20 protein-coding genes and 1 pseudogene are annotated in these 24,569 nt (G+C 60.0%); 13 read left to right on the forward strand and 8 right to left on the reverse strand.

Annotated features, from left to right (window positions below):
* Positions 1-45 precede the first annotated feature (45 nt).
* Entirely contained in the window at positions 46-1,992 is a 1,947-nt protein-coding gene (locus tag MHI61_RS29750) for an EAL domain-containing protein (protein ID WP_239793040.1), read from the reverse strand.
* 230 nt (positions 1,993-2,222) lie between these two features.
* Here MHI61_RS29750 and MHI61_RS29755 point away from each other — a divergent pair, with 230 nt between their 5' ends.
* Positions 2,223-3,257, forward strand: coding sequence for a class I SAM-dependent methyltransferase (locus MHI61_RS29755; protein WP_239793041.1), 1,035 nt, complete (start codon positions 2,223-2,225; stop codon positions 3,255-3,257).
* Between the two features lie 301 nt (positions 3,258-3,558).
* On the opposite strand, the gene MHI61_RS29760 is transcribed toward MHI61_RS29755, so the two are convergent.
* Positions 3,559-5,451, reverse strand: coding sequence for an adenylate/guanylate cyclase domain-containing protein (locus MHI61_RS29760; RefSeq protein ID WP_239793042.1), 1,893 nt, complete (start codon positions 5,449-5,451; stop codon positions 3,559-3,561).
* 346 nt (positions 5,452-5,797) lie between these two features.
* Here MHI61_RS29760 and MHI61_RS29765 point away from each other — a divergent pair, with 346 nt between their 5' ends.
* From MHI61_RS29765 to MHI61_RS29790, 6 genes and pseudogenes are all read left to right on the forward strand, one after another.
* Positions 5,798-6,682 carry a dihydrodipicolinate synthase family protein gene (locus MHI61_RS29765; protein WP_239793411.1) on the forward strand — a complete coding sequence of 295 codons (885 nt, stop codon included), beginning with the start codon at positions 5,798-5,800 and terminating at the stop codon, positions 6,680-6,682.
* 7 nt (positions 6,683-6,689) lie between these two features.
* A complete protein-coding gene (locus tag MHI61_RS29770) occupies positions 6,690-7,367 on the forward strand; it encodes a GntR family transcriptional regulator (RefSeq protein WP_170964821.1) in 678 nt (225 codons plus the stop codon).
* A 55-nt stretch (positions 7,368-7,422) separates the two neighbouring features.
* Entirely contained in the window at positions 7,423-8,751 is a 1,329-nt protein-coding gene (locus MHI61_RS29775) for a sugar ABC transporter substrate-binding protein (protein WP_239793043.1), read from the forward strand.
* On the forward strand, positions 8,748-9,689 hold the full coding sequence (locus MHI61_RS29780; RefSeq protein ID WP_239793412.1) for a sugar ABC transporter permease: 942 nt from the start codon (positions 8,748-8,750) through the stop codon (positions 9,687-9,689). The genes MHI61_RS29775 and MHI61_RS29780 overlap by 4 nt, the downstream gene beginning before the upstream one ends.
* Positions 9,689-10,503: pseudogene (locus MHI61_RS29785) on the forward strand (carbohydrate ABC transporter permease). Before MHI61_RS29780 ends, MHI61_RS29785 begins: the two are co-directional and overlap by 1 nt.
* Positions 10,504-10,519: 16 nt before the next feature.
* Positions 10,520-11,497, forward strand: coding sequence for a sugar kinase (locus MHI61_RS29790; RefSeq protein ID WP_239793044.1), 978 nt, complete (start codon positions 10,520-10,522; stop codon positions 11,495-11,497).
* A gap of 185 nt (positions 11,498-11,682) precedes the next feature.
* Here the strand turns inward: MHI61_RS29790 and MHI61_RS29795 are convergent, their stop codons facing one another.
* Positions 11,683-11,952, reverse strand: coding sequence for a hypothetical protein (locus MHI61_RS29795; RefSeq protein ID WP_239793045.1), 270 nt, complete (start codon positions 11,950-11,952; stop codon positions 11,683-11,685).
* A 234-nt stretch (positions 11,953-12,186) separates the two neighbouring features.
* On the opposite strand from MHI61_RS29795, the gene MHI61_RS29800 reads away from it, so the two are divergent.
* From MHI61_RS29800 to MHI61_RS29825, 6 genes are all read left to right on the forward strand, one after another.
* Complete coding sequence (locus MHI61_RS29800; protein WP_239793046.1) at positions 12,187-13,728, forward strand: UbiA family prenyltransferase; 1,542 nt, start codon at positions 12,187-12,189, stop codon at positions 13,726-13,728.
* An 8-nt stretch (positions 13,729-13,736) separates the two neighbouring features.
* On the forward strand, positions 13,737-14,168 hold the full coding sequence (locus tag MHI61_RS29805) for a GtrA family protein (protein WP_239793047.1): 432 nt from the start codon (positions 13,737-13,739) through the stop codon (positions 14,166-14,168).
* Positions 14,169-14,174: 6 nt separating this feature from the next.
* Positions 14,175-15,497 carry an FAD-binding oxidoreductase gene (locus tag MHI61_RS29810; protein WP_239793048.1) on the forward strand — a complete coding sequence of 441 codons (1,323 nt, stop codon included), beginning with the start codon at positions 14,175-14,177 and terminating at the stop codon, positions 15,495-15,497.
* Positions 15,494-16,243 (forward strand): SDR family oxidoreductase, encoded by a 750-nt coding sequence (locus tag MHI61_RS29815; protein ID WP_239793049.1) that lies wholly within the window; start codon positions 15,494-15,496, stop codon positions 16,241-16,243. The genes MHI61_RS29810 and MHI61_RS29815 overlap by 4 nt, the downstream gene beginning before the upstream one ends.
* Positions 16,244-16,323: 80 nt before the next feature.
* Entirely contained in the window at positions 16,324-17,862 is a 1,539-nt protein-coding gene (locus MHI61_RS29820) for a hypothetical protein (RefSeq protein ID WP_239793050.1), read from the forward strand.
* Between the two features lie 63 nt (positions 17,863-17,925).
* Positions 17,926-19,449, forward strand: a complete 1,524-nt coding sequence (locus MHI61_RS29825) for a hypothetical protein (protein ID WP_239793051.1) — start codon at positions 17,926-17,928, stop codon at positions 19,447-19,449.
* A gap of 402 nt (positions 19,450-19,851) precedes the next feature.
* Here MHI61_RS29825 and MHI61_RS29830 read toward each other — a convergent pair whose 3' ends face one another.
* The 5 genes from MHI61_RS29830 to MHI61_RS29850 are packed head-to-tail and all read right to left on the reverse strand — an operon-like array spanning position 19,852 to position 24,453.
* Complete coding sequence (locus MHI61_RS29830) at positions 19,852-21,084, reverse strand: ABC transporter substrate-binding protein (protein ID WP_239793052.1); 1,233 nt, start codon at positions 21,082-21,084, stop codon at positions 19,852-19,854.
* A 30-nt stretch (positions 21,085-21,114) separates the two neighbouring features.
* The gene (locus tag MHI61_RS29835; protein ID WP_239793053.1) at positions 21,115-22,074 is read right to left on the reverse strand and encodes a branched-chain amino acid ABC transporter permease; all 960 of its coding nucleotides are present in this window, start codon (positions 22,072-22,074) and stop codon (positions 21,115-21,117) included.
* Positions 22,071-22,952, reverse strand: a complete 882-nt coding sequence (locus MHI61_RS29840) for a branched-chain amino acid ABC transporter permease (RefSeq protein ID WP_239793054.1) — start codon at positions 22,950-22,952, stop codon at positions 22,071-22,073. The genes MHI61_RS29835 and MHI61_RS29840 overlap by 4 nt, the downstream gene beginning before the upstream one ends.
* Positions 22,952-23,665, reverse strand: coding sequence for an ABC transporter ATP-binding protein (locus MHI61_RS29845; RefSeq protein WP_239793055.1), 714 nt, complete (start codon positions 23,663-23,665; stop codon positions 22,952-22,954). Before MHI61_RS29845 ends, MHI61_RS29840 begins: the two co-directional genes overlap by 1 nt.
* The gene (locus MHI61_RS29850) at positions 23,662-24,453 is read right to left on the reverse strand and encodes an ABC transporter ATP-binding protein (protein ID WP_239793056.1); all 792 of its coding nucleotides are present in this window, start codon (positions 24,451-24,453) and stop codon (positions 23,662-23,664) included. The genes MHI61_RS29845 and MHI61_RS29850 overlap by 4 nt, the downstream gene beginning before the upstream one ends.
* Between the last annotated feature and the right edge of the window lie 116 nt (positions 24,454-24,569).

Genomic DNA, 24,569 nt, shown 5'->3' on the forward strand with positions numbered 1-24,569 from the left:
GGCCACATTCTCAGCCGATCGTGTTTTGGAAACGTTGAGCTCGACTTATGCCGCGTTCAGACGTTCGGCGCTAACCGGCATTCCCATATGAAAGCCTTGGACGCGGTCAATGCGAAGATCCTTGAGTAGGGACAATTGTGCTGCCGTTTCGACGCCTTCCACCAGGATCGTATTCCCACGATTGCGGATGAGAGAGACCATGTCCTGAAGCATCGTCAACCCGCGTGGGTTGGAGCAGTCGTGCAGAAAGGTCCGATCGACCTTGACCGTCTGAAACTCGATCGCCCTCAGCCAAGAGAGGCCCGCGAAGCCGGAGCCGAAATCGTCAAGCCAAATTTCGACGCCGAGAGCCCGCAGATCTGCAATGCATTTCAGCACTTCCGACTGCATATCCATGTCCAGGCCCTCGGTGACTTCCAAGGCCAGCCGCGACCCGCAGACCCCGCACCGAGCAAGAATGTCAGCGACGCTCGCGGCGAAGCCGGGGGAGCGCAGTTGTATGGGCGACACGTTGACGCTGACGGTGGCCATCCGATCTGTCATCAATATGTCACGGCACGCCGTCTCGATCGCCCACTTACCCAATTCGAGGATAGCGCCCGTTCGTTCTGCAACCGGAATGAATGTCCTCGGCGAAACCGCAGTACCGTCAGGCATCCTGAGGCGCATCAAAGCCTCGACGGCTTTTGCTCTCTCGTTCGACAGGTCGAAGATCGGTTGGTAAACGAGCGAGACCAGTTTGCGATCAATGGCGGCCGTCAGCAGCGGGATGAGTTTACCAGCATTGTCGTCGGGGCGAGGCAACGAGGGATCAAACCGACGAATGCAATTTCGGCCACTTGCCTTGGCATTGTAAAGAGCAAGATCGGCTTCGCGCACTATTCGCTCCACTTTCTCTCCAACGTCCTCGCGGGTGAAAGCGACGCCGATGCTGACGGTTACGATCGGGCTATCATCTGGTCGCTCGTCATGTGCGATCGCCAGAAACTCGACTTCCAATCTGATCTTTTCGGCCAGACTCATCGCGATCGAGGGAGTTTCAGCCGGCATGACCACGATAAACTCCTCGCCGCCGTACCTGCCGATCATGCCACCGGACGACTCTACAACCGCCTTCAGCGCATTGGCGACGACAGTCAGGCATCGGTCTCCCTCCTGATGCCCGTAGCGATCATTGAAGCGTTTGAAGAAGTCGACGTCGATGAGGAACACGACGAAGTCACGGCCTTCGTCTTTCCAGGCGGCCCAGCATTCGTCGAGCCGCAGATCCAGCGCGCGTCGGTTGTTTATGCCTGTCAGATAGTCGGTATTTGAAAGCTCGAGCAGCGACCTTCCGCGCTCGGAGGCTTCCCAGTGCTGATAGCGAGCCTCCGCCGCGTTCAGCAGCACGTTTCGGCGCTCGACATTCAATCGCCAATTGATGGAAGACGTGAAGACAAAGCAGGAAATGTAGAACATGCCGAAGGCAAGCTTGTAGGTTTGACTTGAAGGAAAATACGCCTCGATCGTCAGAAAAAATGCGCAGAGCACGAAGCTGGAGGTGATCACCGACAGCCGAAACGAGAAACTGAAAAAGAGGTTGGCGCCCATCATGAAGATGGCGCCGAAAATCATATAGTAGGACATGGCAGCGACGTCACGGGTGCCAATCGCCGGGTAAAGCCAGCCCAAATAGCCCGCAAGCAGTGCCGCGGCGCATGTGATGTCGAGCCAGACGATTTTCACTTTTGCCAGTCGCAAGGCTTCGAAAGTCAGCAGCGCCATCGCTGCGACGACGAATCGCGCGGCGATCGTCACAGGCGCAACGTCGGGGATAAGCCACTGGTCGGGAAGTGCGAAGGACAGATAAACGGCGACCGCGATCCAAAGACCATGCCGTGAGCTTTGCCTTCTGGCAGAATCATTTTCGGCTTCCAGAGACTTGCAAACCTCAGCAAATGAAAAGCTGTCGGTTGATTCATCACCCCGCACAGTAGGGCAAGCCGCGCTCATGTAACGATGCCAGCTCGGCTACGATCCAACGAAAATAAACTGCAAGCCATGCTTCGGCGCCCTCCAAAATTTCGTTCGGCAACCTGCAAAGGGTTTGTCTTGTTATTTAACATTCGTAGAGAAGCAGGTTCCCACCCGCAACAGTAGAATTACCCTTATCCCGTGTGGATTCCAGTCGCATCCTATTTCGAGGTTGATTATGCTTAACGCTAGGTCAAGGGAGTCTCGAAATGGCACGAAGTCTTGTCTTGGATGGTGAAAGTCTTGTTGCGCCCGGTGAAATTCGTCAGGCAGCAAGGAGGTTTGCCGCGCCGAAGCCCGGCGACCTGATTGTTGCCAAAGCCGAACTTGCCGTCAGCCTTGACGTGTCGCTCCGTCAGTTCAAATCCGGCGTCGAGCCAGGTGCGATAATCGAGCGGCTCACCGACGCCCTGCATCAGCTGCGGCGCCGCTTTCACCCCGACGTGTGGGACGTCATCGTTCCGATCGCGCAATCTCATCCGGTTGCTCAGTATTTGCTTCAAGATCCATTGACCCGCTGGTCGTTCGAAAAGCCGCGCGGCTATTCCGGCGACGCACGTCTTCTCGACTTCATCTACGGCAGGCCTGAGATCGAGGACGCAGTCGCATCATCGAGCGACTTGGGACGTTCGATCTACGCCTATACTCGAAATGCTTCGTCATCCGTCGCGGTAAGGGAGCGTCGAGACATTCTGGCGCGCCGCGTCGACGAAATCGCTTCGGCTCGGCCTGGTTCCACCGAAGTTCTGGCCATCGCTTCGGGGCATCTTCGTGAAGGGCCTTTGTCGCGCGCGCTCGGCACCGGCGCGATCAAACGCTGGGTCGCTTTGGATCAGGACCCGATGAGCGTCGGAACCGTAGCCCGCGATTTCGCCGGTACGGCCGTCGAGGCGGTGAACGGGTCGGTCAAATCCGTGCTCGGTGGAAGGCATGCGTTGGGAACGTTCGATTTCGTCTACGCCGCAGGTCTCTATGACTATTTGCCGGACGCGGTGGCCGTGAGGTTGACCAGGAAGTGCGTCGGCATGCTTAAGCCTGGCGGCACATTCCTCTTCGCCAACTTCTCCCCGGAAACGGATGTCGATGGTTATATGGAGACATTCATGAATTGGGCGCTGCTGTTGCGCTCAGAACGCGAAATGGGCGCGATCGCCCATGAAAGCGTGACTGGGACGGATGCGAAAGTGTCTGTTTGGTCCGGCTCAAACCGCAGCGTTGTCTACTGTGAAATTAAAAGAAACTAGACCGCGCGTTGGCCGACATCCAATGGCGTATGAGCCATAACGTTGGCGCACGGAAGAGGAGCACGGATGCATTGCAGAACGGCCTCACCGAAGGTTTGCTATTGCTCTTTAAGTCCCGAGTAACTGCCAGATAGCCGGCAATAGATGTCGCGAACCTCGCAGCCGAAGCAGGTCATGGCCGCAAGGGAAAGCGATTGCCCTTGCCGGCGGGGGCGGTTTGACAAGCGCCGCCAGTCCATCATGACCCTTACGGAAGTCGACGGGCTTGGTCGCCACCACGATCCAAGGAACGGCTCGGATCTCACTCCTTCGCCGCTGCTAGCTGAGCTTCCATCCGGCCGGCAACAGCCAGGTAGCGCGGGTGATCCCGGAGCGGATCCAGATCGCTGTCCTTTTTCATCCAAGCCGTGACCGACGCGACGTAGGCGGGCGATCCAGATGCTTGCCGTTCAAGGCAGGCGATGGCCTCCGAGGGCTTGCCGAGCTTTGCATAGCAACAAGCGAGATTGTAGAGGACCCTGAGATCGTCCTTGGCGATTGCGGCGGCACGCGACGCCCACGACGCTCCACGCTCCATCTCGCCCAGATCCGCCAGCAAACAGCCACCGTAGCAAAGAAGGATCGGCTCGTCGGGATGTGCGGCGATCTCTCGTTCTATCAGCCGCAGGCATTCTCGTGCCGACTGCGCTGCTTCCTCCTGGTGTCCAAGGGATACATGGACGGCTCGCAATTGGTCCCAGGCCCGATAATCATCTGGCTTCAAGACGATGGTGCGTTCGTAGAAGCCGCGCGCCCTTTCGAACTGGCCCTGCGCGTGACAATTGCGCCCACGGAAGAAGTTCGCCTCGAATGAGGTCGGATCTCGTTCGAGGGCGAGCTCAAATTCGGCCTCGGCCTCAGCGCGCAGGCCTTTGGTAAACATTGCGATGCCACGCGATGCATGAGCGTCGGAGAGACCTGGATCGAGCTCCAAAGCCCGGTCAGCGTTGTCTATGATGTTGTCATATGTGGCAGTCGGATCGTTGGCGAGCAGGAGGTAGGAGTCGCAGTCGGCCAGTCCGGCATAGGCCCGCGCATACAGCGGATCGAGGTCGATGGCCTCTGCGAACAGACGCCGGGCTGCCTTTATGCTCCTCGATTCGTGTCCACGGTTAAAGAACGATCGTCCCATTAGGTAAGTCTGATAGGCCTCCGGATTTTCGGTTCCCCGCTTGGTAATGGTCTCAAGCTCCTTCGTGAGGAGTCGCACCTTAAGCGCGTCGACAATATGTTTGGAGATTTCGTCCTGCAGCGTGAAAATATCTTCAAGGTCGCGGTCGTACCGCTCCGCCCACACGTGCCGGCCATCCGTTCCATTGATGAGCTGCGCCGCAATGCGCACTTTGGTTCCGGCCTTGCGCACGCTGCCTTCCAGCACATACCGCACTCCTAGCTCGCGTCCCACCTGCTTCATGTCCACAGAGCGGCCTTTGTAGATAAAGCTTGAATTGCGGGCGATGACACTGAGCGCCGACACTTTCGCAAGATCGGTGATGATGTCCTCGGTGATGCCATCACTAAAGTATTCCTGCTCCGGATCACCGCTTATGTTCGTGAATGGCAGCACCGCGATAGACGCGCCTTCACGCTCGGCGGCGGTCGCCGCCGCGGCCCGCTTCGACGACGCATCCTGCCACGGGCGTTCGAAGCGCGCCATATGGACTTGTATTGGCCTCTCATGGTTCTTCACGGAATGTTGGCCGAAATCCTCGAAGTCGATCCCCAACTCGCTACCGATGTGCTCGCGCACAATGCCGGCGATCGCCACCCCACCGGGATCTGCAAGAGATTGCAGGCGCGCGGCGACATTCACCCCGTCACCGTAGATGTCGTCGCCATCGACAACGATGTAGCCGAGATTGATCCCAATGCGATATACGAGACGGCGGTCCTCGGCCTCCTGGGATTCGGCTCTAGCCACCCCGCGTTGAACCTCGGTCGCGCACCTGACTGCATCGGCGACGCTGGCGAACTCCACCAGCATCCCATCGCCCATCAGCTTGACAATCCGTCCGTTGTGAGCGGCAATACAGGGGTCGACCAAGTCATGACGCAGTGACTTGAGGCGGCTTAGCGTGGTGATGTCATCGATTTCCATCAAACGGGTGTAGCCGACGACGTCAGCCAAGAGGATAGCCGACAGCCTGCGTTGCATTGGAACCCCCCACATCCTATTGACCGCAATGCTTGATCGTAGCGCTCAGAATCCGGCGCAATCATGTCGGGAAAACAGCGGACGCTAAAGGTGAGCCGCTAGGTGGCCGCCTGGGTGCAATTGGCTGCTCCCAATAACGCTGACGGGCTCTACGCCGCTGGCGGGCGCCATCCAGACACTGAGGTCCAATCAACCGCTCTTCCCGCTTCTGAGATCCGCCTCCATGCTCTCTCGACATACCTGCCGTCGCCCAGCGGCGGACAAAGTCCTCACTTCGGCAGTCAAGTCTTTACAGCTAACATGTCAGTCTGCTAGATCTGATCTGCCAGATGGGGGAGGAATGATTTTGCCATCAAAATTCGGGCTGTCTGTCGCCCTTGCCACGCCGTTTGACGGCAATAGCGATATCGCTCTCGATGCGATGATTGCGCAGGGGCGGCGGTGCCTTGCTGCTGGCTGCAGCAGCGTGACGTTGTTCGGGACGACGGGCGAGGGCTCATCCATCGGAAGCCGGGAACGCGAACGCGTGCTCGCGGCCTTTCTCGATGCAGGGATCGCGGCAGAGAACATCATCGCCGGCGTCCTGGTCGACTCGGTGGAGGATGCGGCGATACAGGCGGGCCATGCCCTTTCCCTGGAAGCGAGGAATATCCTTCTGGCTCCGCCGTCCTATTTCAAAAATGTCGGTGACGACGGCGTCTTCCAGTGGTTTTCGGCCGTCTTCGCCATGCTGGGCGATCGGGCGCGGGACATCATCGTCTACAATATTCCCTCGATCACCATGGTCCCGCTGACGGTGTCGCTGATCGGCCGCTTGCGGACCGCCTTTCCGCACATTGTCACAGGCGTCAAGGATTCGTCCGGCGACTGGCCGTTCACGGAAAGCCTGCTCAAGGCCCATGGCGACCTCATCATCCTGATCGGCGATGAACGGCATCTTGCCAGGGGCGTACGACTTGGCGGCCAGGGCGCGATCTCAGGCATGGCGAATTTCGTACCCCGCGACGTCAAGCTGATGGCCGAAGACGGCAAGGACGATCCCCGCATCGAGGCATTCGTGGACGAACTGCTCAAATATCCGGTCGTCCCAGCCGTGAAAGCCATGGTGGCACATCAGACATCGGATGAAATCTGGCTTGCGGTCCGTCCGCCGCTCGTTTCAATATCCGGGGAGGGGCAGAGCCAGCTCTTCCGCGCTTTCGACGGTCTTTTCCGGTCGAAAGCCGCATAGGTCGGACATGGTGCTGGAGGAGGCGATGGACGGAACGGACGAGCAGCCGACGCTGCGGGAAAAGGCCTATGCGAGTTTCACGCGCCACCTGCTTGCGCGTGACGTGCGTCCCGGCCAGTTCGTTTCGCAGCGCCGTCTCGTGGAATTGACGGGACTGACGCTCGGCGCCATCCGCGAGCTCATTCCCAGGCTTGAAGCCGAAGGGCTGATCAAGACGGTGCCGCAGCGGGGCTTGCAGATCGCTCACATCGATCTGAACCTCATTCGCGAAGCGTTCCAGCTGCGTGTGTTCCTGGAGAAGGAGGCCGTGGCGCTCTTCACCCGGTCTGCGTCGGACGAGACGATCGCCGGGCTCTTGAAGCAGCATCGGGATATTGCCGAGGCCATCCGAAACGGCGATGCCTCGCACGAATTGGAGCTGCGCGCCCAGGCCGTCGATTGGGGCATGCACGATGCCTTTATCGATGCTCTTGGAAATACCATCATTTCGAACGCTTACCGCGTGAATTCGATCAAGATGCGCCTGATCAGCCAGGATCGCTTTCGCATCGACGGTCACGTCGGACCCGTCATGGGCGAGCATCTGAAAGTGCTCGAGGCAATCGAACGACGATCGGCGGAGGACGCCGTCAACAGCCTTGTCGCACATATCAATCATGCAAGGGATCGTGCGCTCAGGATATAATCGGGAATGAACAGCCGGGGATGAGGAGATCGCCGGCAAAAGGAGGAGGATCAACATGCCATCATTCTTCAATCCGACGCGGCGCGGTTTTCTGGCGGGGACTGCCGCTCTCGGGGCCAGCAGCATGCTCGGCATGCGGCCGGCCGCCGCTGCCGTCGACTGGAAGCGCTTCGCCGGCACCACGCTCGAAGTCAACCTGGTCAAGAGCCCGCGCAGCGAGATCCTGACCAAGTACCTGCCCGAGTTCGAGGAACTCACCGGCATCAAGGTCAATGCCGAAGCAACGCCCGAACAGCAGCAGCGCCAGAAGACGACCATCGAGCTCAGTTCCGGCAAGCCGAGCTTCGACGTCGTGCACATGAGCTACCACGTTCAGAAGCGGCAGTTCGAGAAGGGCGGCTGGCTTGCCGATATCAGCGGTTTCCTCAAGGACCCGGCTCTGACCGATCCGTCGCTCACTGAAAGCGATATTGCCGAAGCAGGCCTCGCCTTCGCCAAGGATACGGATGGCGTCCTGCGTTCGCTGCCTTTCTCGGTCGATTACTGGATCATCTACTGGAACAAGGCGCTGTTCGAAAAGAAAGGGCTTGCTTACCCCACGAGCTTCGAAGAACTGGCAAGTGCCGCCGAAGCGCTGACCGATCCTTCGACCAACACCTACGGCTTCGTCGCCCGCGGCCTGAAGAACGCCAACACGCCGGTCTGGACGACGTTGCTGCTCGGCTACGGTTCGAGCCCGCTCGGACCGGACGGCAAGCTGCGCACGACATCGCAGGAAGCGATCGATGCCGCCACGCTGTACCAGAGGCTGATGACCAAGACCGCCCCTCCCGGCGTCTCCGGCTTCAACTGGGCCGAGGCGCAGTCAGCCTTCCTGCAAGGCAAGATCGGGATGTGGCTGGACGGCGTCGGCTTTGCGCCGCCGATCGAGAACCCGGAAAAGTCGCGTGTCGTCGGCCAGGTCGGGTACGGCATCATGCCGAAAGGCCCGAAGGCGCAGGCGGCGGGAACCTTCGGCGACGGCCTTGGCGTCGTCGCGGCAAGCCAGAAAAAGGAAGCAGCCTACCTCTTCTGCCAATGGGCGATTTCGCACGACATGGGCGCGCGCCTGCTGCAGGCCGGCGCCGGCGTTCCTTTCCGCCAGTCCGTTCTCGAGGATGCGAAGGTCCGCGAAGGCGTCAAGATGCCGGCCGCATGGCTGGATGCGGTCGCCGGCTCCGGCAAGATTTCGCAGCTCGCGCTGCCTGTGATCATTCCGGTCACCGAGTTCCGCGACATCTATGGCGTCGGTCTGACCAACATGATCGGCGGCGCCGATCCGGCAACCGAGCTGAAGGCGGCGACGGCCCAGTTCGAACCCGTGCTGGCGAAAAGCGAGGGATAATGGCGGCGAGCATCGAAACGGCCGCAGCGACCAAGGCCGCGTCCAAAGGAAGGAGCAAACCGGATCGGTTTGCTCCCAACTACTGGCCCTTCGTCATCCCGGCGCTGATCGTCATAGCCGCCGTCATCGTCTTTCCATGGGTCTTTACCCTGTGGATGAGCGTGAACAGCTGGACGCTCGGTCAATCGCAAGTCTTTGCGGGGCTGGATAATTACGCCCGCCTGGCGGTCGACATGCGTTTCTGGGAGTCGCTCTGGCACACGGTGCTCTATACGACGCTCTCCGTGGCGGCGCCCCTGTTTCTCGGGACGCTCGCCGCGCTGATCTTCGATGCCCAATTTCCGTTCCGCGGTCTTTTGCGCGGCATATTCGTGATGCCGATGATGGCGACGCCTGTCGCCATCGCGCTGGTGTGGACGATGATGTTCCATCCGCAGCTCGGGGTTCTCAATTACCTCCTGTCCTTTGTCGGCATTGGACCGCAGGAGTGGATTTATAACCAGAGCAGCGTCATCCCCTCGCTGGTTCTGGTCGAGACCTGGCAATGGACGCCGCTCGTCATGCTGATCGTGCTCGGCGGCCTGGCGGCGGTCCCGCGCGAGCCTTATGAAAGTGCGGAGATCGATGGAGCGAATGTCTGGCAGAAATTCCGTTATCTGACGTTGCCGATGATTGCGCCGTTCCTGATGATCGCCGTGATCATCCGCAGCATCGATGCCGTAAAAAGCTTCGACATCATCTACGCCATGACCCAGGGCGGCCCCGGCACGGCCTCGGAAACGATCAACATCTATCTCTACAACACTGCCTTCGCCTATTACGATATCGGTTATGGCTCGGCCATGGCGGTCATCTTCTTTATTCTGATCGTGCTGCTGTCCTTCGTCCTTATGATGGTCCGGCAGCGGGCGAACTGGTCGAACGGGGAGGGACGCTGATGAAGCGCAAGACGCTCGACCGCATCGGACTGCTGTTCGTCGCTCTGGTGATGATCTCGCCGGTTATCCTGTTTTTCCTCTGGATGATCTCGCTGTCGCTGAAATATGAAATCGACAATGGCGCCTATCCGCCGATCTTCATTCCGGAGCGTTTCGCCTGGACGAACTATCTGAAGGTCTTCGAGGAAAACAACTTCTTCCTCTATCTCTGGAATTCGCTGCTGGTGACAGGCAGTGCCACGCTTCTGGCGCTCTTGATCGGCGTACCCGCCGGATACGGCATCGCTCGCCTGAAGGCGGAGAAGTCGGCGATGGTCATCATGATCGCGCGCATGACGCCGGGGCTGTCCTTCCTCATTCCGCTCTTCCTGCTGTTCCAGTGGCTGAACCTGCTCGGCACACTGATGCCGCAGATCATCATCCACCTCGTGGTCACGGTGCCGATCGTCGTATGGATCATGATCGGCTATTTTGAAACCACGCCGATGGAGCTGGAAGAGGCCGCAAGCATCGACGGCGCCACCCCTGGCAGGTTTTCCGCCTGGTCGCTCTGCCGATCGCGAGGCCGGGCATCGTGGTCTCCTTCATCCTGTCGGTCATCTTCTCGTGGAACAACTTCGTCTTCGGCATCGTGCTCGCCAGCCGCGAGACGCGCACACTTCCCGTCGCCGTCTACAACATGCTCTCCTTCGAACAGGTCAGTTGGGGGCCGCTTGCAGCGGCGGCGCTGATCGTCACCTTGCCCGTGCTGATCTTGACCGTGTTCGCGCAACGGCAGATCGTGGCAGGCCTGACGGCCGGAGCCGTCAAGTGAGCGGGCGAGGCGGCCCTTGACGATTTCCTCCGACTTCAATCCACCCCGCCGGGTCCTGTGTGTGGGCGCGGCGGTTCTGGACACGCTGTTTCGCGTCCGAACTTTGCCCGCCGGCCAGGGCAAGATCCTGCCTTATGAGATGCTGCAGGTCGCCGAAGGCATGGCCTCCAGTGCGGCCTATGCCATCGTCCGGCTCGGCGGCGCCGCCAGCCTCTGGGGCGCGGTCGGCAACGACGCCGCCGGCAAACGCATCATAGCCGATCTCGGCAAGAGCGGCATCGATACGAGCGACATGCTGCGTATCGACGGCGCCCGCTCGGCCATCTCGACGATCCTCATCGATGATCAGGGCGAACGCTTGATCGTGCCCTTCTACGACGAGCGGCTGCACAATACGGTCAGGCCGGTCAGCGCGCAGGAGATTTCTGCCTTCGATGCCGTGCTTGTCGACGTCCGCTGGCCGAAGCTGGCGCTGCGGACGCTGATCGCGGCCGACGAAGCCGGCATACCGGCCATACTCGATGGCGATGTTGCGGGCGAGGGCATCATCGAGATGCTTGCGCCGGCGGCCAGCCACATCATCTTTTCACAGCCGGCGGCCGAGCGGCTTGCCGGGACCGCGGATCTGGTGGAAAGCGTCGGCCTTCTGAAGCGGAAATTCGAACATGCCTTCATCAGCGTCACAGCCGGCGAGAGCGGCTCGCTGTGGTTCGATGAACCAAGCGGCGACATCCGCCATCTTGCCGCTCCGACGGTCAGAGCGGTTGACACGCTTGCGGCGGGCGACATCTTCCATGGCGCTTTCGCGCTGGCGATCGCTGAAGGCCTGCCGATCGAAGAGACGATGCGCTTGTCGTCCATGGCAGCAGCGCTCAAATGCCAGGTGTTCGGTGGTCGCATCGGCGCCCCTACACGAGCGGAGGTGCGCGGTGCTCTGCAATATTGGGACGTCGGCACTTCTCGAAAGGCAAGCGAAATCGCGTCCCGCAGCTGACGCCGAAACATGACATTGTCACCGGACGCGGCGATTGGCCAATTTGCCGATAAACAGCGGCGCGGTTGGGTCCATACATCGCGCGTCCTTTCTGCCGCATGCTGACCAAGACTGAGTTTACGCTCCGAATTTCATAGTAGCTGCCGGCCTGCCGCGATCGGCCGACTGCGTCGTGAATCCCGATCTCAGCCCGTGGGCAGAGAACGCAGAAGCGTCGCGTCTGCGTGTCGCGCTCTCAGGATCAGGACCGACTGCGGAGTGAGGCGACGCGGCTCGACGTTGCCCATCGTTGCAGCCGCCAGGGCATAGGACAGGATCGGCGTCATCATCGTCGGGCTAAGAATAGGCGGGGCGCGATCAGGATCGCGGCGAGTGCCCCGATGACGGCGGCGAAGCCCCAGCCGGCTGACCCCCCAGCAAACGTCGAACGGAAAGTCCTTGGCCGCATCGGGCATCGGGCCCGCTCCCGCCACCTCAAGCCAATGTCTGAGAGCCTCGGGGTCGTCATTGCGGTTCATATCACGGATGAACGGAGGCAATCATCCTCCTCGCAGACCACGAGTTTTCCGGGAAATATTTTGGGATGGGCAGGATAAGCGCAACCTGAGGGAGCATTTCTGCGGCAATGGAACTAACCGCCTCGGCCGGCGTTCGACGAACTCCTGGGTTTGAAGCAGAGGGGAATTCCTTTGAGCGAACTGCAACGTGAGTTCCTCCTGCAAAGAGAGTTTCTGCCGGGACTCCAGGAGGATGAGCGCCTCGAGCCAATGCATGCGCCGCCGTCGGCGGTCTGTCCCGGAAACCTCGAAACGTTACTACAGCCTTGCCCATTGGTGGTCGATCTGGACGGCACCCTCCTACGATCAGATCTGCTGATCGAAACCGCTTTCTCCGAACTGGCTCGACGCCCTCACTCGGCTGTGGATCTCGTCAAGGCCCTGTGCGGCGGAAAAGCCTGTCTGAAGCACCGTCTTTCGCAACCAGTGGATTTCGATCCGGCTCTCCTTCCGTATGACGAGGAGGTCTTGAAGGTGATCCGGGCGGCAAGGGAGGAGGGACGACCTATCTATCTCGCTTCAGCGAGCCATGAGCGTCTCGTTTCCGCAGTTGCCGAACATCTCGGCCTTTTCGACGCTTGGTTTGCAACCAGCGAAACAACGAACTGCGCTGCCGATGTCAAAGCGGAACAACTCGTCGCCGCTTTCGGAAAAAGCGGGTTCGACTATATTGGCAACGATGTGGCCGATCTTCCTGTCTGGCGCCATGCCGCCAAATCCTATGCCATACGGACATCGCCCGCGGTCGCGCAAAAACTCAGCCGACAGTGCGCCAACGTCCAACATCTTCCGTGTGAAAAGGCGACCTGGCGCACTTGGGCGCGGCTGTTGCGTGTGCATCAGTATGTCAAGAACGGGCTGGTCTTTGTCCCGCTTGTGATAAATCAGCTCTTCGATGTCCACAGCATGGTCAGCGCCGGTCTGGCTTTCCTTGCATTCTCACTCTGTGCTTCCGGCGTCTATATCCTCAATGATTTGGTGGATCTCCAGGACGACCGCGGCCATCGCACGAAATGCCGCAGGCCTCTTGCTTGCGGTGACATCCCGCTTTCGGACGCCATTGCCGTCATCCCAATCCTGCTTCTCCTATCGCTCATGGTTGCCGTCATGGTGACGCCAGGGTTCGTTCTTGTGTTGGCGGGATATTTTGCATTGACCACCGCCTATTCGTTTTTCTTCAAGCGCAAGATGATCCTGGATGTCGTGGCCCTTGCATCGCTTTATACCACGCGGGTGATCGGAGGGGCCGCAGCCCTCTCTGTTTGGCCATCGCCTTGGCTCCTTGCCTTCATGATGAGCTGGTTCCTCTCGCTCGCTTTGGTCAAACGGTACACCGAGTTGATCGGACGTCGCGCCGCGCGCCTGCCGGACTCCAAGGGCCGGGACTACAGGAAGGCCGACATCGGCATGGTGGGTGCCTTGGCAGCGGGGGCGGGGATGAATGCGCTGACGCTGTTTGCCCTCTATGCCGCGAGCGATAACGCGCAGGACATCTATGCCCGACCGGGAATGCTGTGGCTCGCGGGGCCGGTCCTCGCCTGCTGGATCGCGCGCATCCTCATGCTCGCCCATCGGGGGCAGATGCATGATGATCCGGTGGTCTTCGCTATCAGGGACAAGGTCAGCCTCGCCACGCTGGGGGCCGCCAGCCTGTTCGTCGTTGCCGCGATGTGAGGTTCGTGATGGGCTCGCAGTTCCAGCAGCGAAGCACTCCCACCGGCGTCGCGGTCCGCTATGTCGCCTTCGCGATGCTCTCCACCGCCGCCAATTTCTTGGTCCAGGCGATCGTTCTCCAAATAGCGCCGTGGCCGGGCCTGATGCCATCGATCCTCGCGGGCACCGCCGCCGGCTTCGCCCTGAAATATGTTCTCGACAAAAATTGGATCTTCTTCGACCGTTACTCCTCGCATGGCGACGAGATGTCGAAGGTTGCGCTGTACGGCTTGTTCAGCGTGCTGACGACGCTCATATTCTGGGGGTTCGAAATTGCCTTCTGGACACTCTGGAAGACGGAACTTGCCAAATACACCGGCGGAGCGATCGGCTTGGCGATCGGCTATGTCTCGAAATACGCTCTCGACCGAAAGTTCGTCTTCAAGCCAAGGGAGGCGTGACGGACGATGGAGGGCTGGGGACGTTATCCGCGTCATGAGAGCGAGGTGTTGAACTGCCGGTTTCCGGAGGCCCTGAGCGGGATTGCAGCATCGCACCCAGGTTTGATCGCTCGCGGCAATGGCCGCTCCTATGGTGACGCTGCGATCGGCGAGCATTCCACCTTGATGTGTGGTGGATTGAACCGGATGAAAAGGTTCGATGCTACCGATCGCGTCCTCACCGTAGAGGGGGGCGTCATGCTTTCCGACGTCCTGCGTTCGCTGGTGCCCCGCGGCTATTTTCCGCCGGTGGTTCCGGGCACGAAGTTCGTCACGATCGGCGGAATGGTCGCATCAGACGTTCACGGCAAGAACCATCATTGCCATGGTGGATTCGGCGATCACGTCGACGAACTGAAGTTGGTGACCGCCAGCGGCGAGATCCTCACCTGTAGCCGCTCGCAGAATACGGAGCTTTTTTCAGCGACTATCGGCGGGATGGGCCTGACAGGCATCATTGCCGAAGCAAGCTTTCGCTTGAGGCCGATCGAGACCGGTTGGATCACCCAGAAGACGACCGTAGCCGAGAATCTCGGCGAAGCATTGAGGGCGCTGCGGCAATCGGAGGACGCGACCTATTCGGTGGCTTGGATCGATTGCCTGTCGAAAGGCGCTTCTCTCGGACGGTCGCTGATTTTTGCGGGCGAGCACGCAACACAGGAGCAGGTCGGTGAGACGCCGAAGGCCGATCGTTTTCCTTCGCCAACCAGCGCGGCCCTTTCCTTGCCGCTCGATATGCCCGGTTGGCTCCTGAACAGGGCGAGCGTTGCCGCCTTCAATGAGCTCTATTTCCGGTCCGGTATTCGCAAGTCGGCCAAGCCCTTGTTGGTCCATTGGGATAATTACTTCTTCCCTCTCGACCGCATCCTTCGATGGAACAGATTGTACGGCAAAGGAGGCTTTCTCCAGCATCAATGCGTGGTGCCGGATGCTGACGCGCTCCAGGTTCTCGCGAGCATCCTCGACCGTTTTGCGCACTCGGGCAAAGGTTCATTTCTTGCCGTTCTCAAACGGCTGCGAGGCAGTGCTGGTCTGCTCTCCTTTGCTGCGCCGGGCTATACGCTCGCACTCGACCTCCCAGCCACGCAGGACGTGTTGAGGCTGCTCGACGAAATCGACGAGCTGGTTGTCAATGCAGGGGGGCGCCTCTATCTCGCCAAGGATGCGCGCCAGTCGCGCCTTACATTCGAATCCGGCTACCCCAGACTGGACGCGTTCAAAGAGCTGCGAAGAGCAACCGGGGCCGATCGTCGCTTCAATTCCCGCTTGGCAAAAAGGCTCGGCATATGAAGGGGACCGGCAAGACACTGCTCATGATCGGCGCGACCTCGGATATTGGTCGGGCGACGGCAATTGTCTATGCCGAGGCAGGCTGGGCCATTCATTTGGCAGGACGGACGCGCGCGGCCGTTCAACGTGAAGCCGACGACATCGCCGCTCGGACTGGAGCAGCGGTCAGCGTTCATGAGCTCGATATCCTGCAGACCACGCGCTTCGAGGCCTTCCTCGGCGCCGTATCGCCCTTACCCGACACGGTGGTCTGCGTCGTCGGCGAACTGGGTGAGCAGTCGCGGGCTGAACAAGAGCTCGAATATGCCGCCATGGTCATGCGGACCAACTTCGAGGGTCCGGCTTTGCTTCTTGGTCTTCTGGCCGAGCGTTTCGCGGCGCGCGGATCGGGCACGATCGTGGGGACAAGCTCTGTCGCCGGCGATCGCGGACGAGCGTCGAACTATGTCTATGGCGCCGCCAAAGCCGGCCTGACCGCCTTCCTGTCCGGCCTGAGGAACAGGCTGTTCCGGTCCGGCGTGCGCGTGCTGACGGTGAAGCCCGGCTTTGTTCGCACGCGGATGACCGATGGGATGAAGCTTCCGCCGCTTCTCACGGCCGAACCGCAGGAGGTGGCGCAAAAGATTTTCGCGGCCGCCGAGGGCGGGAGCCGCAGTGACGTCGTCTACGTCAGAGCGGTCTGGCGTCCGCTGATGACGGTAATCCGGTCAATCCCAGAGTCCATCTTCAAGAGGTTGCGGCTGTGACGGAACCCACAAATCAGGCCGCCTACGCCATCGGAGCGAGAGGTAGTGCCCACAGGCGACCTGCGGTCTGGATACGGCGATTGCTGTCGGCGGAACTCGCAATCATCGTCGTCGCCTTGGCCTGTGCGGCCATGCTGGCACTGCCGGGCAGGACCATCAATGCCGCTTTCATCAATGACGTGCTGATCTTTATCGACGGTGCGCATCGCATCGCCTTTGGTCAGGTGCCGAACCGCGATTTCCACACGGCGCTCGGGCCACTCGTATTTTACATTCCGGCTGCGGGATATCTTCTGTCAGGAAATTTCGGAGCTGCCATACCACTTGGGATGGCGATCGTCCTCGTCGCTTTCATCCCCGCGATGATCCGCATTCTTGCGTCGCGCCTCGCACCTTCGTTGGCTGCCGCACTCGGCATATTCCTTGTTCTCATTCTCGCGGCTCCGATCAATCTCGGCAGTTCGATCTGGTATCCTTCCTTCGCGATGTTCTATAACCGCATCGGTTGGGTCGCTCTCGGCCTGTTGTTGGTGATGTATCTGGCGCCGCAGTCGCCAAACAGGCGCAATAATATTGCCGATGCTCTCGCGGCCGCCTTTCTTCTGCTTGTCTCGTTCTATACCAAGGTGACCTACGGCCTTGCCGGAACCGGTCTGATCCTGATCATTCTATCGGATCGGCAACAACGCCGCTGGGGCGTGATGGCTCTGCTGCTGACAGGACTGGCGATGGTCGCCATCGAGTTCTTCTGGCGCGGAACTGCCCAGCACATTGAGGATCTGCGGGCGGCGGCGCGCGTCAGCGGCGGTCATGATGTCGGCAGCATTCTGAAAAATCTGCGCGAAAATATGTCCGATCTCGCCGTGTTCGCTGCCGTTGCTTCGCTCGCCGCCTGGCAAAGCCGCAGCTTGAAAGATCTTGTCTTCTGTAGCTTTTGCATCGGCGCCGGCGTGGCGCTCATCAATCAGAACGCCCACAGCTGGGGCATCATCACGCTCTATTGCGGGGCAACCGTGCTGGCGCAGAAGACGGCCTGGCTTCAACCGGACAATGAAGGCGGACGAGCAGGAGGCTTGGCTCGTGCTGCCGGCGCCCTGCCGCTGATCGTCATCTTGTTCCTGTTGCCTCCGATCGTGCAGCACAGCGCGGCCGTCGCCCTGCATACGGCTCTCGCGACCGAGAAGGCGGGGAAGTCTCTCGGGCTGCCGCGATTTGACGATGTCCGGGAAGTCGATCCACCTGGCGGGGAGCCCGATTTCATAAGGCGCTACCTCGATGGCATTGTCAGCGGTGGCGCGCTTCTCCAGTCTCTGCCGGTTCCAGCCGAACGGGTTTTCGTCCTCGATTTCGCAAACCCGTTTTCGGCCGGATTCGGCATTCGCCCGCCCGCCGGCGACACCGCCTGGCTTCACTGGAACCGCAACATCAATGAAAGATCCTACATCCCGCCGGAGGTGCTCTTTGCCGACGTGAAGATCGTCATGGTGCCCAAAACAGGCATCAACAGCCTGCCGTTGCAGGAGCTGTATGGCCCGTTCCTTTCGGCGAATTTCGATGTGGTGCGGAAGACATCCGAATGGACGATTTATCAGTGGCGCCCAGGCAAAGGCGCAAAGTGAGGCACGGTGACGCAAGCATCGACGTCGATACGGGAGAAAGGTACAGCGCGACCGACTGTTCAGTTGAACTGGTGGCGTGCCATTGTCCCCTGCATCGGATTGTTTCTTGCCGGACTCCTCGCACTGCCGGGCGCAACGGTCACAACCAAATACGTCAACGATCTATTCGTCTTTCTGGATGGCGCACATCGGATCGCGGCGGGACAGGTGCCGAACGTTGATTTCCACACACCTCTCGGGCCGCTGACATTCTATATCCCGGCTGTCGGCTACGCTCTGTCCGGTAGCATGGGTGCGGCAATGCCAGTGGGACTGTCCCTGCTGATCCTCTTATTTTCGCTCGTCGCCGCCGAAATCGTCGGCAGCCGAATGCATTGGCCGCTCGGGCTGCTGCTGGCAAGCTGTCTGCTTCTGGTGCTTGCGGTACCTGCAAACCCGGGCGAGCGGATCGGGGAGCTCAGCTTTGCCATGTTTTACAACCGGATCGGCTGGGCGTCACTCGGCTTGCTGCTGGTTATGTATCTGTGCCGCTTGCCTGGCGCCACCAGCGGCAAAGGCGCGGACGCCGCATGCGCCAGCTTCCTCGTGCTGCTGATGCTTTACACCAAGATCACCTATGGTGTCGTGGGCCTTGCTTTTCTGGTGTTCATGCTTTTTGACCGTCGCCAGGCCGGCTGGGTGGCGCTCGCGTTTGGGATCGTCGCCGCTAGCATCCTGGCGATTGAGATGGTCTGGGGCGGAGGGGTCAGCTACCTCCTCGACATCAGTCTTGCCGGGAAGAACAGCGGCGGCCTCCCGACGATGACGGCTATCGGTCACGTGGTACGGAATAATTTCGCCGACCTTCTTGCTTACCTGGCTGTCGCCGTCATCCTTCTCATCCTGACACCAACCTATCGGCATCTGCTCTTTGTCGCCTTCTGCATGACATCAGGAATCCTCCTTATCGAGCAGAACTTCCAATTCTTTGGGATTCTGACGCTGGGCGCGAGCGCTGCCGTGCTGTCGGAAAGTCTCTTTCGCGACGAGCTTCGCTCTCGGTATGCAAGAGCGCGGATCGCCCTGCCGCTGCTCGTAGCATTTCTGCTCATGCCGGCTGCGGTCGGCAATGCTGCGTCGCTTGCCGTTCATGCCTATTATTCGGCCGGCGGACGAGGCGAAGCTGTTCCGCTGCCTGCCTTTTCCGGGGTTCGGCTTGTTGAGATGTGGAGTGCCGGCCAATTCGAATATTTCCAACGTTACAACCGTACACTTGCCGACGCCTCGGCCGCCCTTTCGCAGTTGGATGCCGGGTCTAAGCGTGTTGCCGTTCTGGATTTCGTTAATCCGTTTTCTGCCGGCCTCCGTCTCACGCCGCCGGCCGGAGATAGCGTCTGGTATCATTGGGGACGCACTCTTGGGCCTGAGTATCATCCAGCCGCGAAAGAGATGTTCGCCGACGTGGACCTGATCCTCGACCCGAAGTGGCCCATAGAAATCTGGACCGGAGACGGCATGCGGGACATCTATGCGCACTATATAGCCCGACACTATGACCTCGTGCGGGAGACCGCCGATTGGCGCATCTACCGCAGAAACCCCTCCTGAGCTGGAGCAGATCGTCTTCCGAATTCTGAAATGACCAGACCAGCGAGCAGCAGCACGAGCGCCCACGCGTATACAGATCCTGCCGTCAGCTGGTCAGGCGGGGAGCGCCGAAGTAAGCGGGCGGCACCGAAAAGCGTTGGGCTACGTTTTCCTGGCTTGTTAGTCGGTCCGCTTCGCCGGCCTCACGGCGCAATGGGATCGATGCTGATCTCCTCCAACCAGATCGGTGGCTACACGTTAGCTGCCGCTTTCAAGAAATGGCCGTTCCGGTCTTAGCAAAGGCCGGAACGGCTGTATTCGCTCAACAGCTAATGAAGCGCACCGTCCCCTGCGGCCCAATTTGGATACCGACTGGCGAAGACAGGGGTCGGCGCCATGGTGCGCGCGAAGCGAACGTAACGCTCACTCGTGCGTATCTCCTTCAAAATGCAATACCCCGCCGACCGGATTATATTGTTGCCCATCGAACTGGTAAAGTTGGAGCGCCTCGATCGGAAAGATGTCGGAGCCCTCCTTGGTTGTCACCTTGATGCCGTCGAAAAGCAGCGGGCTCCGCCAGCCGTCCATATTGTGGACGACCTTCATCAGTTCCTCGCGGGTCGGCTCCTTTAGCTTTTCAAGTGACTGGATGAGCAGGTCGCCGATCGAATAACCGGTTTGGCCGATCGTGTTGGCGAAGACAAAGTTCACTTTGGCCGACTTGATGGCATCGAGGTATCGGTTGATGCCCTCGTCACTGGACTTCCGGTCGCTGATGATCGGCTTCAGGAAGTCTGAGGTGATGATACCCTTGGCATTTTCCAGGCCAACGGACTGAAGGACCGGATACGAAGACGAAAGATTTGTGACCAGGGTCAACGGCTTCCAGCCGCTTTCGGACTGGAAGCGGATGGCCTCGCCGCCTTGGCGAGGCGCGGCGATGATGACGAGCGTGTTGGCGCCGGAGGCCCTCAGCGTATTGAGCTGGGTTTCTACAGTGGGGTCTTGTGATGTCACAGGTTGACGTTCGACCACTCTAATCGCCGAACCCTCGATCGCGCGGTCGAATGCCTTCATGAATGTTTGGCCCGTTTCCGTGTTCAGATACAGGAACGCGACCTTGGCGTCGGGCTTGTTCATAGCGAGATATTCGGCAAACGCGTCCGCTTCCGTCGAGAAGGACGGCACGAACCCAACTTCCCACTCCGGAGCGTTCAGGGAAATAACCCCGGAATACATGAAGACGTTCGGCACCTTCTTCTGGGTGATGTAGCGTCCGATCGCGAGGTTGTTCGGGGTGGCAGCCGTGCCGACCAAGGCGAAGACCTTGTCCTTTTCCACCATCTTGCGGACATTCGCCAACGTGCGTTGCGGATCAAGGCCATCGTCCTCGATGACGAGTTCTATCTTGCGTGTCTTGCCGTCGCCCATCTTGACGCCGCCTTCGGCGTTGGCCTGTTCGACACGCGCCCTGATGCCCTCGGCGACGCCGCCAACGACCGCGACCGGACCGGTCAAAGGTCCGGTCACGCCGACCTTGATCGTGTCATCGGTGACGCCCGGTGACGGTTCCGCGGCGCTAGCGTGGGAAGCGACAAACAACGCTGCCGCCGCCAGCTGCATCGTGCAGCCCTTCAGTATAGAGATCAGTCTCATTTCAGTTCCTCCCAGCTCAATGGCGGGCTCTCAGCCAGCCGACCTCCGAAAAATCACCGAAAGCCATTTTTCGATGAAACCAGTCACCCCGTTGCGTGCGACCATCATGATGAGGATCAGCGCGAGGCCGTAAATTAGGTTGCCTAAGCTCAGGTTGATATCGGATGCCCAACTCGGTACGAAAACCATGAACAGGCCGCCGACAAATGCGCCGACGATGCTGGTGACGCCGCCGACAATGCTGCCGATCACGATGTTGATCGACAGGATCGCCAGGAAAGACTCCGGGCTGATGAAGCCGCTGACGATCGCGAACACCCCACCGCCCAGTCCCGCGAGCGCCGAGCTGATCGCGAACGCCCAGAGCCGGGTGCGCGTCAGGTTCACGCCAAGCGCCAGGGCAATCTGAGGGTTGTCGCGCTGTGCCCTCAGAGCGCGACCGGCGTCGCCGAACAGCATTCGGGAGACGAGCAATGCACCGACGCCGGCACAGGCGAGCGAGATCAGGTATAGCCAAAGCTCCGGAACATCCGCCAAGAAATCAGGCGTTTCGGGAGCATCGACGGGAAGCCCGGATACGCCACCGGTCAGGCTTCCCATCTTGAGGAGCAACTGCGGGAATGCCGCCGCGATACCGAAAGTGACGATGGCCAGCTGCAGACCTTGGAGCCTGAGCGCCGGAAGGCCGATCACCAGGCCGATGGCGGCGGCGACCGCAGCCGCGGCCGGTAGCGTGGCCAGTGGGGAAATGCCGTAGGTCGCGTTCAGGATGGCGGTAACATAGGCGCCAACGCCGAACAGTGTTCCTTGGGCAAGGCAAATCTGCCCGGCATATCCCATCAGAAGGTTCAGACCCAGGATCGCAATTGTATAGGCGATCGCTATGGCCACTTGCTGGAGTGCGTAGGCCGGGGCGAAGACCGGGATCGATATCGCGACAATTGCGAAGACACCAAGCTTGATCGCGGTTGAGAGGGAAATGTCTCTCATAGTTTTGTCACCTTGTAGGAGCCGAACAGGCCGACGGGCTTCACGAGCAAGATGGTCAACGTCAGCGCGATCGGGACCGCGATACGCATGTCGGCTCCGATGAACGGGAGGTAGCTTGCCCCCAGGCTTTCGGCGACACCGACCGCGAGACCGCCGACGATGGCGCCGAGCGGACTATCCCAGCCACCGAGCGTTGCAGCCGCCAGGGCATAGAACAGGATCGGTGTCATCATCGTCGGGCTAAGGAACAGGCGGGGCGCAATCAGGATCGCGGCGAGTGCCCCGATGACGGCGGCGAAGCCCCAGCCGAGCATCAGCATTCGTTCGACATCGACACCAACGAGAACGCTGCGTGTACGATCGAAGGCAGCTGCGCGCATCGACAGGCCGAGCTTGGTGAAGCGGAAGACAAAACCCATCGCCAAGGCAATCGCCAGGAGGATTGCCAGTGTCCCGACGGCAGAGGCAAGCACGCGGACGTCGCCGATGCTAAAGCCGCCACCCGGAAAAAGGCTTGGGAAGGAAAGCTGTTCCGCCCCCCAAATCCACATGCAGGCGGCCTGGAATAGCACGAGGATGCCTAGCGTGATGACGACGGTCGCTTCCACGGGAGCGTCCATCATCGGTCGGATGATCAGGCGGAATGTCACGATCCCGATGGCGAATGCCGCCACGAGGCTCGCGAGAACGGCGAGCCAGAGCGGCACGCCCCACTGCATCAGTTGCCAGGCGCCATAGGACGAGAATGTCGCCATCTCGCCCTGGCCGAAATTGACGACATTCGTCGCCCTGAAAATCAAGACCAGCGCCAGCGCCAGCGCCGCGTAGATGGCGCCCGTGGTCAAGCCGCTGACGACGAGCTGGAAGAAAAAACTCATCAGGCGACTCCCAGATATGATTTCTTGATGTCTTCGTTGCCGATCAGATCGCTTGCCGCACCGCTCGCGACGATCTGGCCAGCTTCGATGACAAAGGCCCTGTCGGCGTATTGAAGGGTGATGTCGACGTTCTGTTCGACCACGAGCAAAGTCATGCCGGCCTCTTTGTTCAGGGACTTGAAGATCGCCAGGATTTCCTGCGTGATCGACGGCGCCAGTCCGAGAGATGGTTCATCGCACATCAGCAGTTTCGGCCTGGACATCAGAGCCCGAGCCACGGCGAGCATCTGCTGTTCGCCGCCGCTGAGGTTTCCGGCGAGTTGGTTGCGCCGTTCCCGCAATCTGGGAAACGTCTCGTACCAGCGTTCCTTGTCTTGCCTCACCTGCGAGCGGCTGGCCACGATCGTGGCGCCGAGCGACAGGTTTTCCTCCACGGTAAACTCCGTGAATGTGCCGCGACCTTGCGGTATGTGTGCAACACCGAGGGCAAGGCGCGTCTGGGCGGAGATCTTGTCGAGCGCTTTGCCGGCATAGGAAACCGAGCCCTTGAAGGGCAGGAGGCCAGAGACTGCGCGCAGCAGCGTCGTCTTGCCGGCGCCGTTTGCGCCGAGCAGGGCAACGAACTCGCCTTCATCAACTGAGAACGAACAGTCAAACAGTGCCTGCGTCTTGCCGTAGAAAACGGACAGATCTTTGATAGCCAGAAGGGTCATGCCGATTTCCCGAGGTAGGCGGCGATCACCGCATCGTTTGACTTGATTTCGGCAGGAGTTCCCTCGGCAAGGTTGCGGCCGAGGTGGAAGACGACGATCCGGTCGCAAAGGCTCATCACCAAACCCATGTGATGCTCGATAAGGAGGATGGAGAGATTGTGTCTGCGCCTTATCCCGTCGACGAGCGCGCCGAATTCGTGGACCTCGCCGTGGGTCAGCCCGCCGGCGGGTTCGTCGAGCAGGAGTATTTTCGGCTCCGCGGCAAGCGCCCGGGCGATTTCCATCCGTTTCTGCAGGGGATAGGGCAGCGAGCCGGCCGCGCGTGCGGCGAGGTTCGCCATGCCGACCTCCTCGAGCACCGCCATTGATTTTTCACGCGTAGACCGCTCCAGCACTCTTGCGTGGGACGGTGCGAAGATCGCCTTAGCGAAATTTCCGCCAAGCCGGTGATGGGCACCCAACATGACGTTCTCGAGAACCGTCATCGAAGCGTAGATGCCCAGATTCTGAAACGTCCGTGCGACGCCCTTTCCAATCATGTCGCGCGTTTCTACGCCTTCGAGCGGCTGGCCGTCGAGCATGATCGATCCAGTTGCGTAGTTTACGAGGCGGGTTGCCGCGTTGAGAAAGGTCGATTTTCCGGCGCCGTTCGGCCCGATCAGCCCACAGATTTCACCCGGCCTTACGGAAAGCGACACCTCTGTCAGCGCTTTCACGCCGCCAAACTGCACGGAAACATCCCGCGCCTGGAGCACCGGGCGCACCTCTTCGATGCTGCTGTCGTTCACTTTATTCCTCCCTCCTGAAGCGGCTTCTCCTCGATCTGTCGATTTCTGTTGTTGACAGCTCATCCCGCTTTGGATACCTATCAGTATCCGAAGACGTTTCGGTATGTCAAGTGTTA

The organism is Rhizobium sp. K102 (genome assembly GCF_022385315.1).
Taxonomy (GTDB): domain Bacteria; phylum Pseudomonadota; class Alphaproteobacteria; order Rhizobiales; family Rhizobiaceae; genus Rhizobium; species Rhizobium croatiense.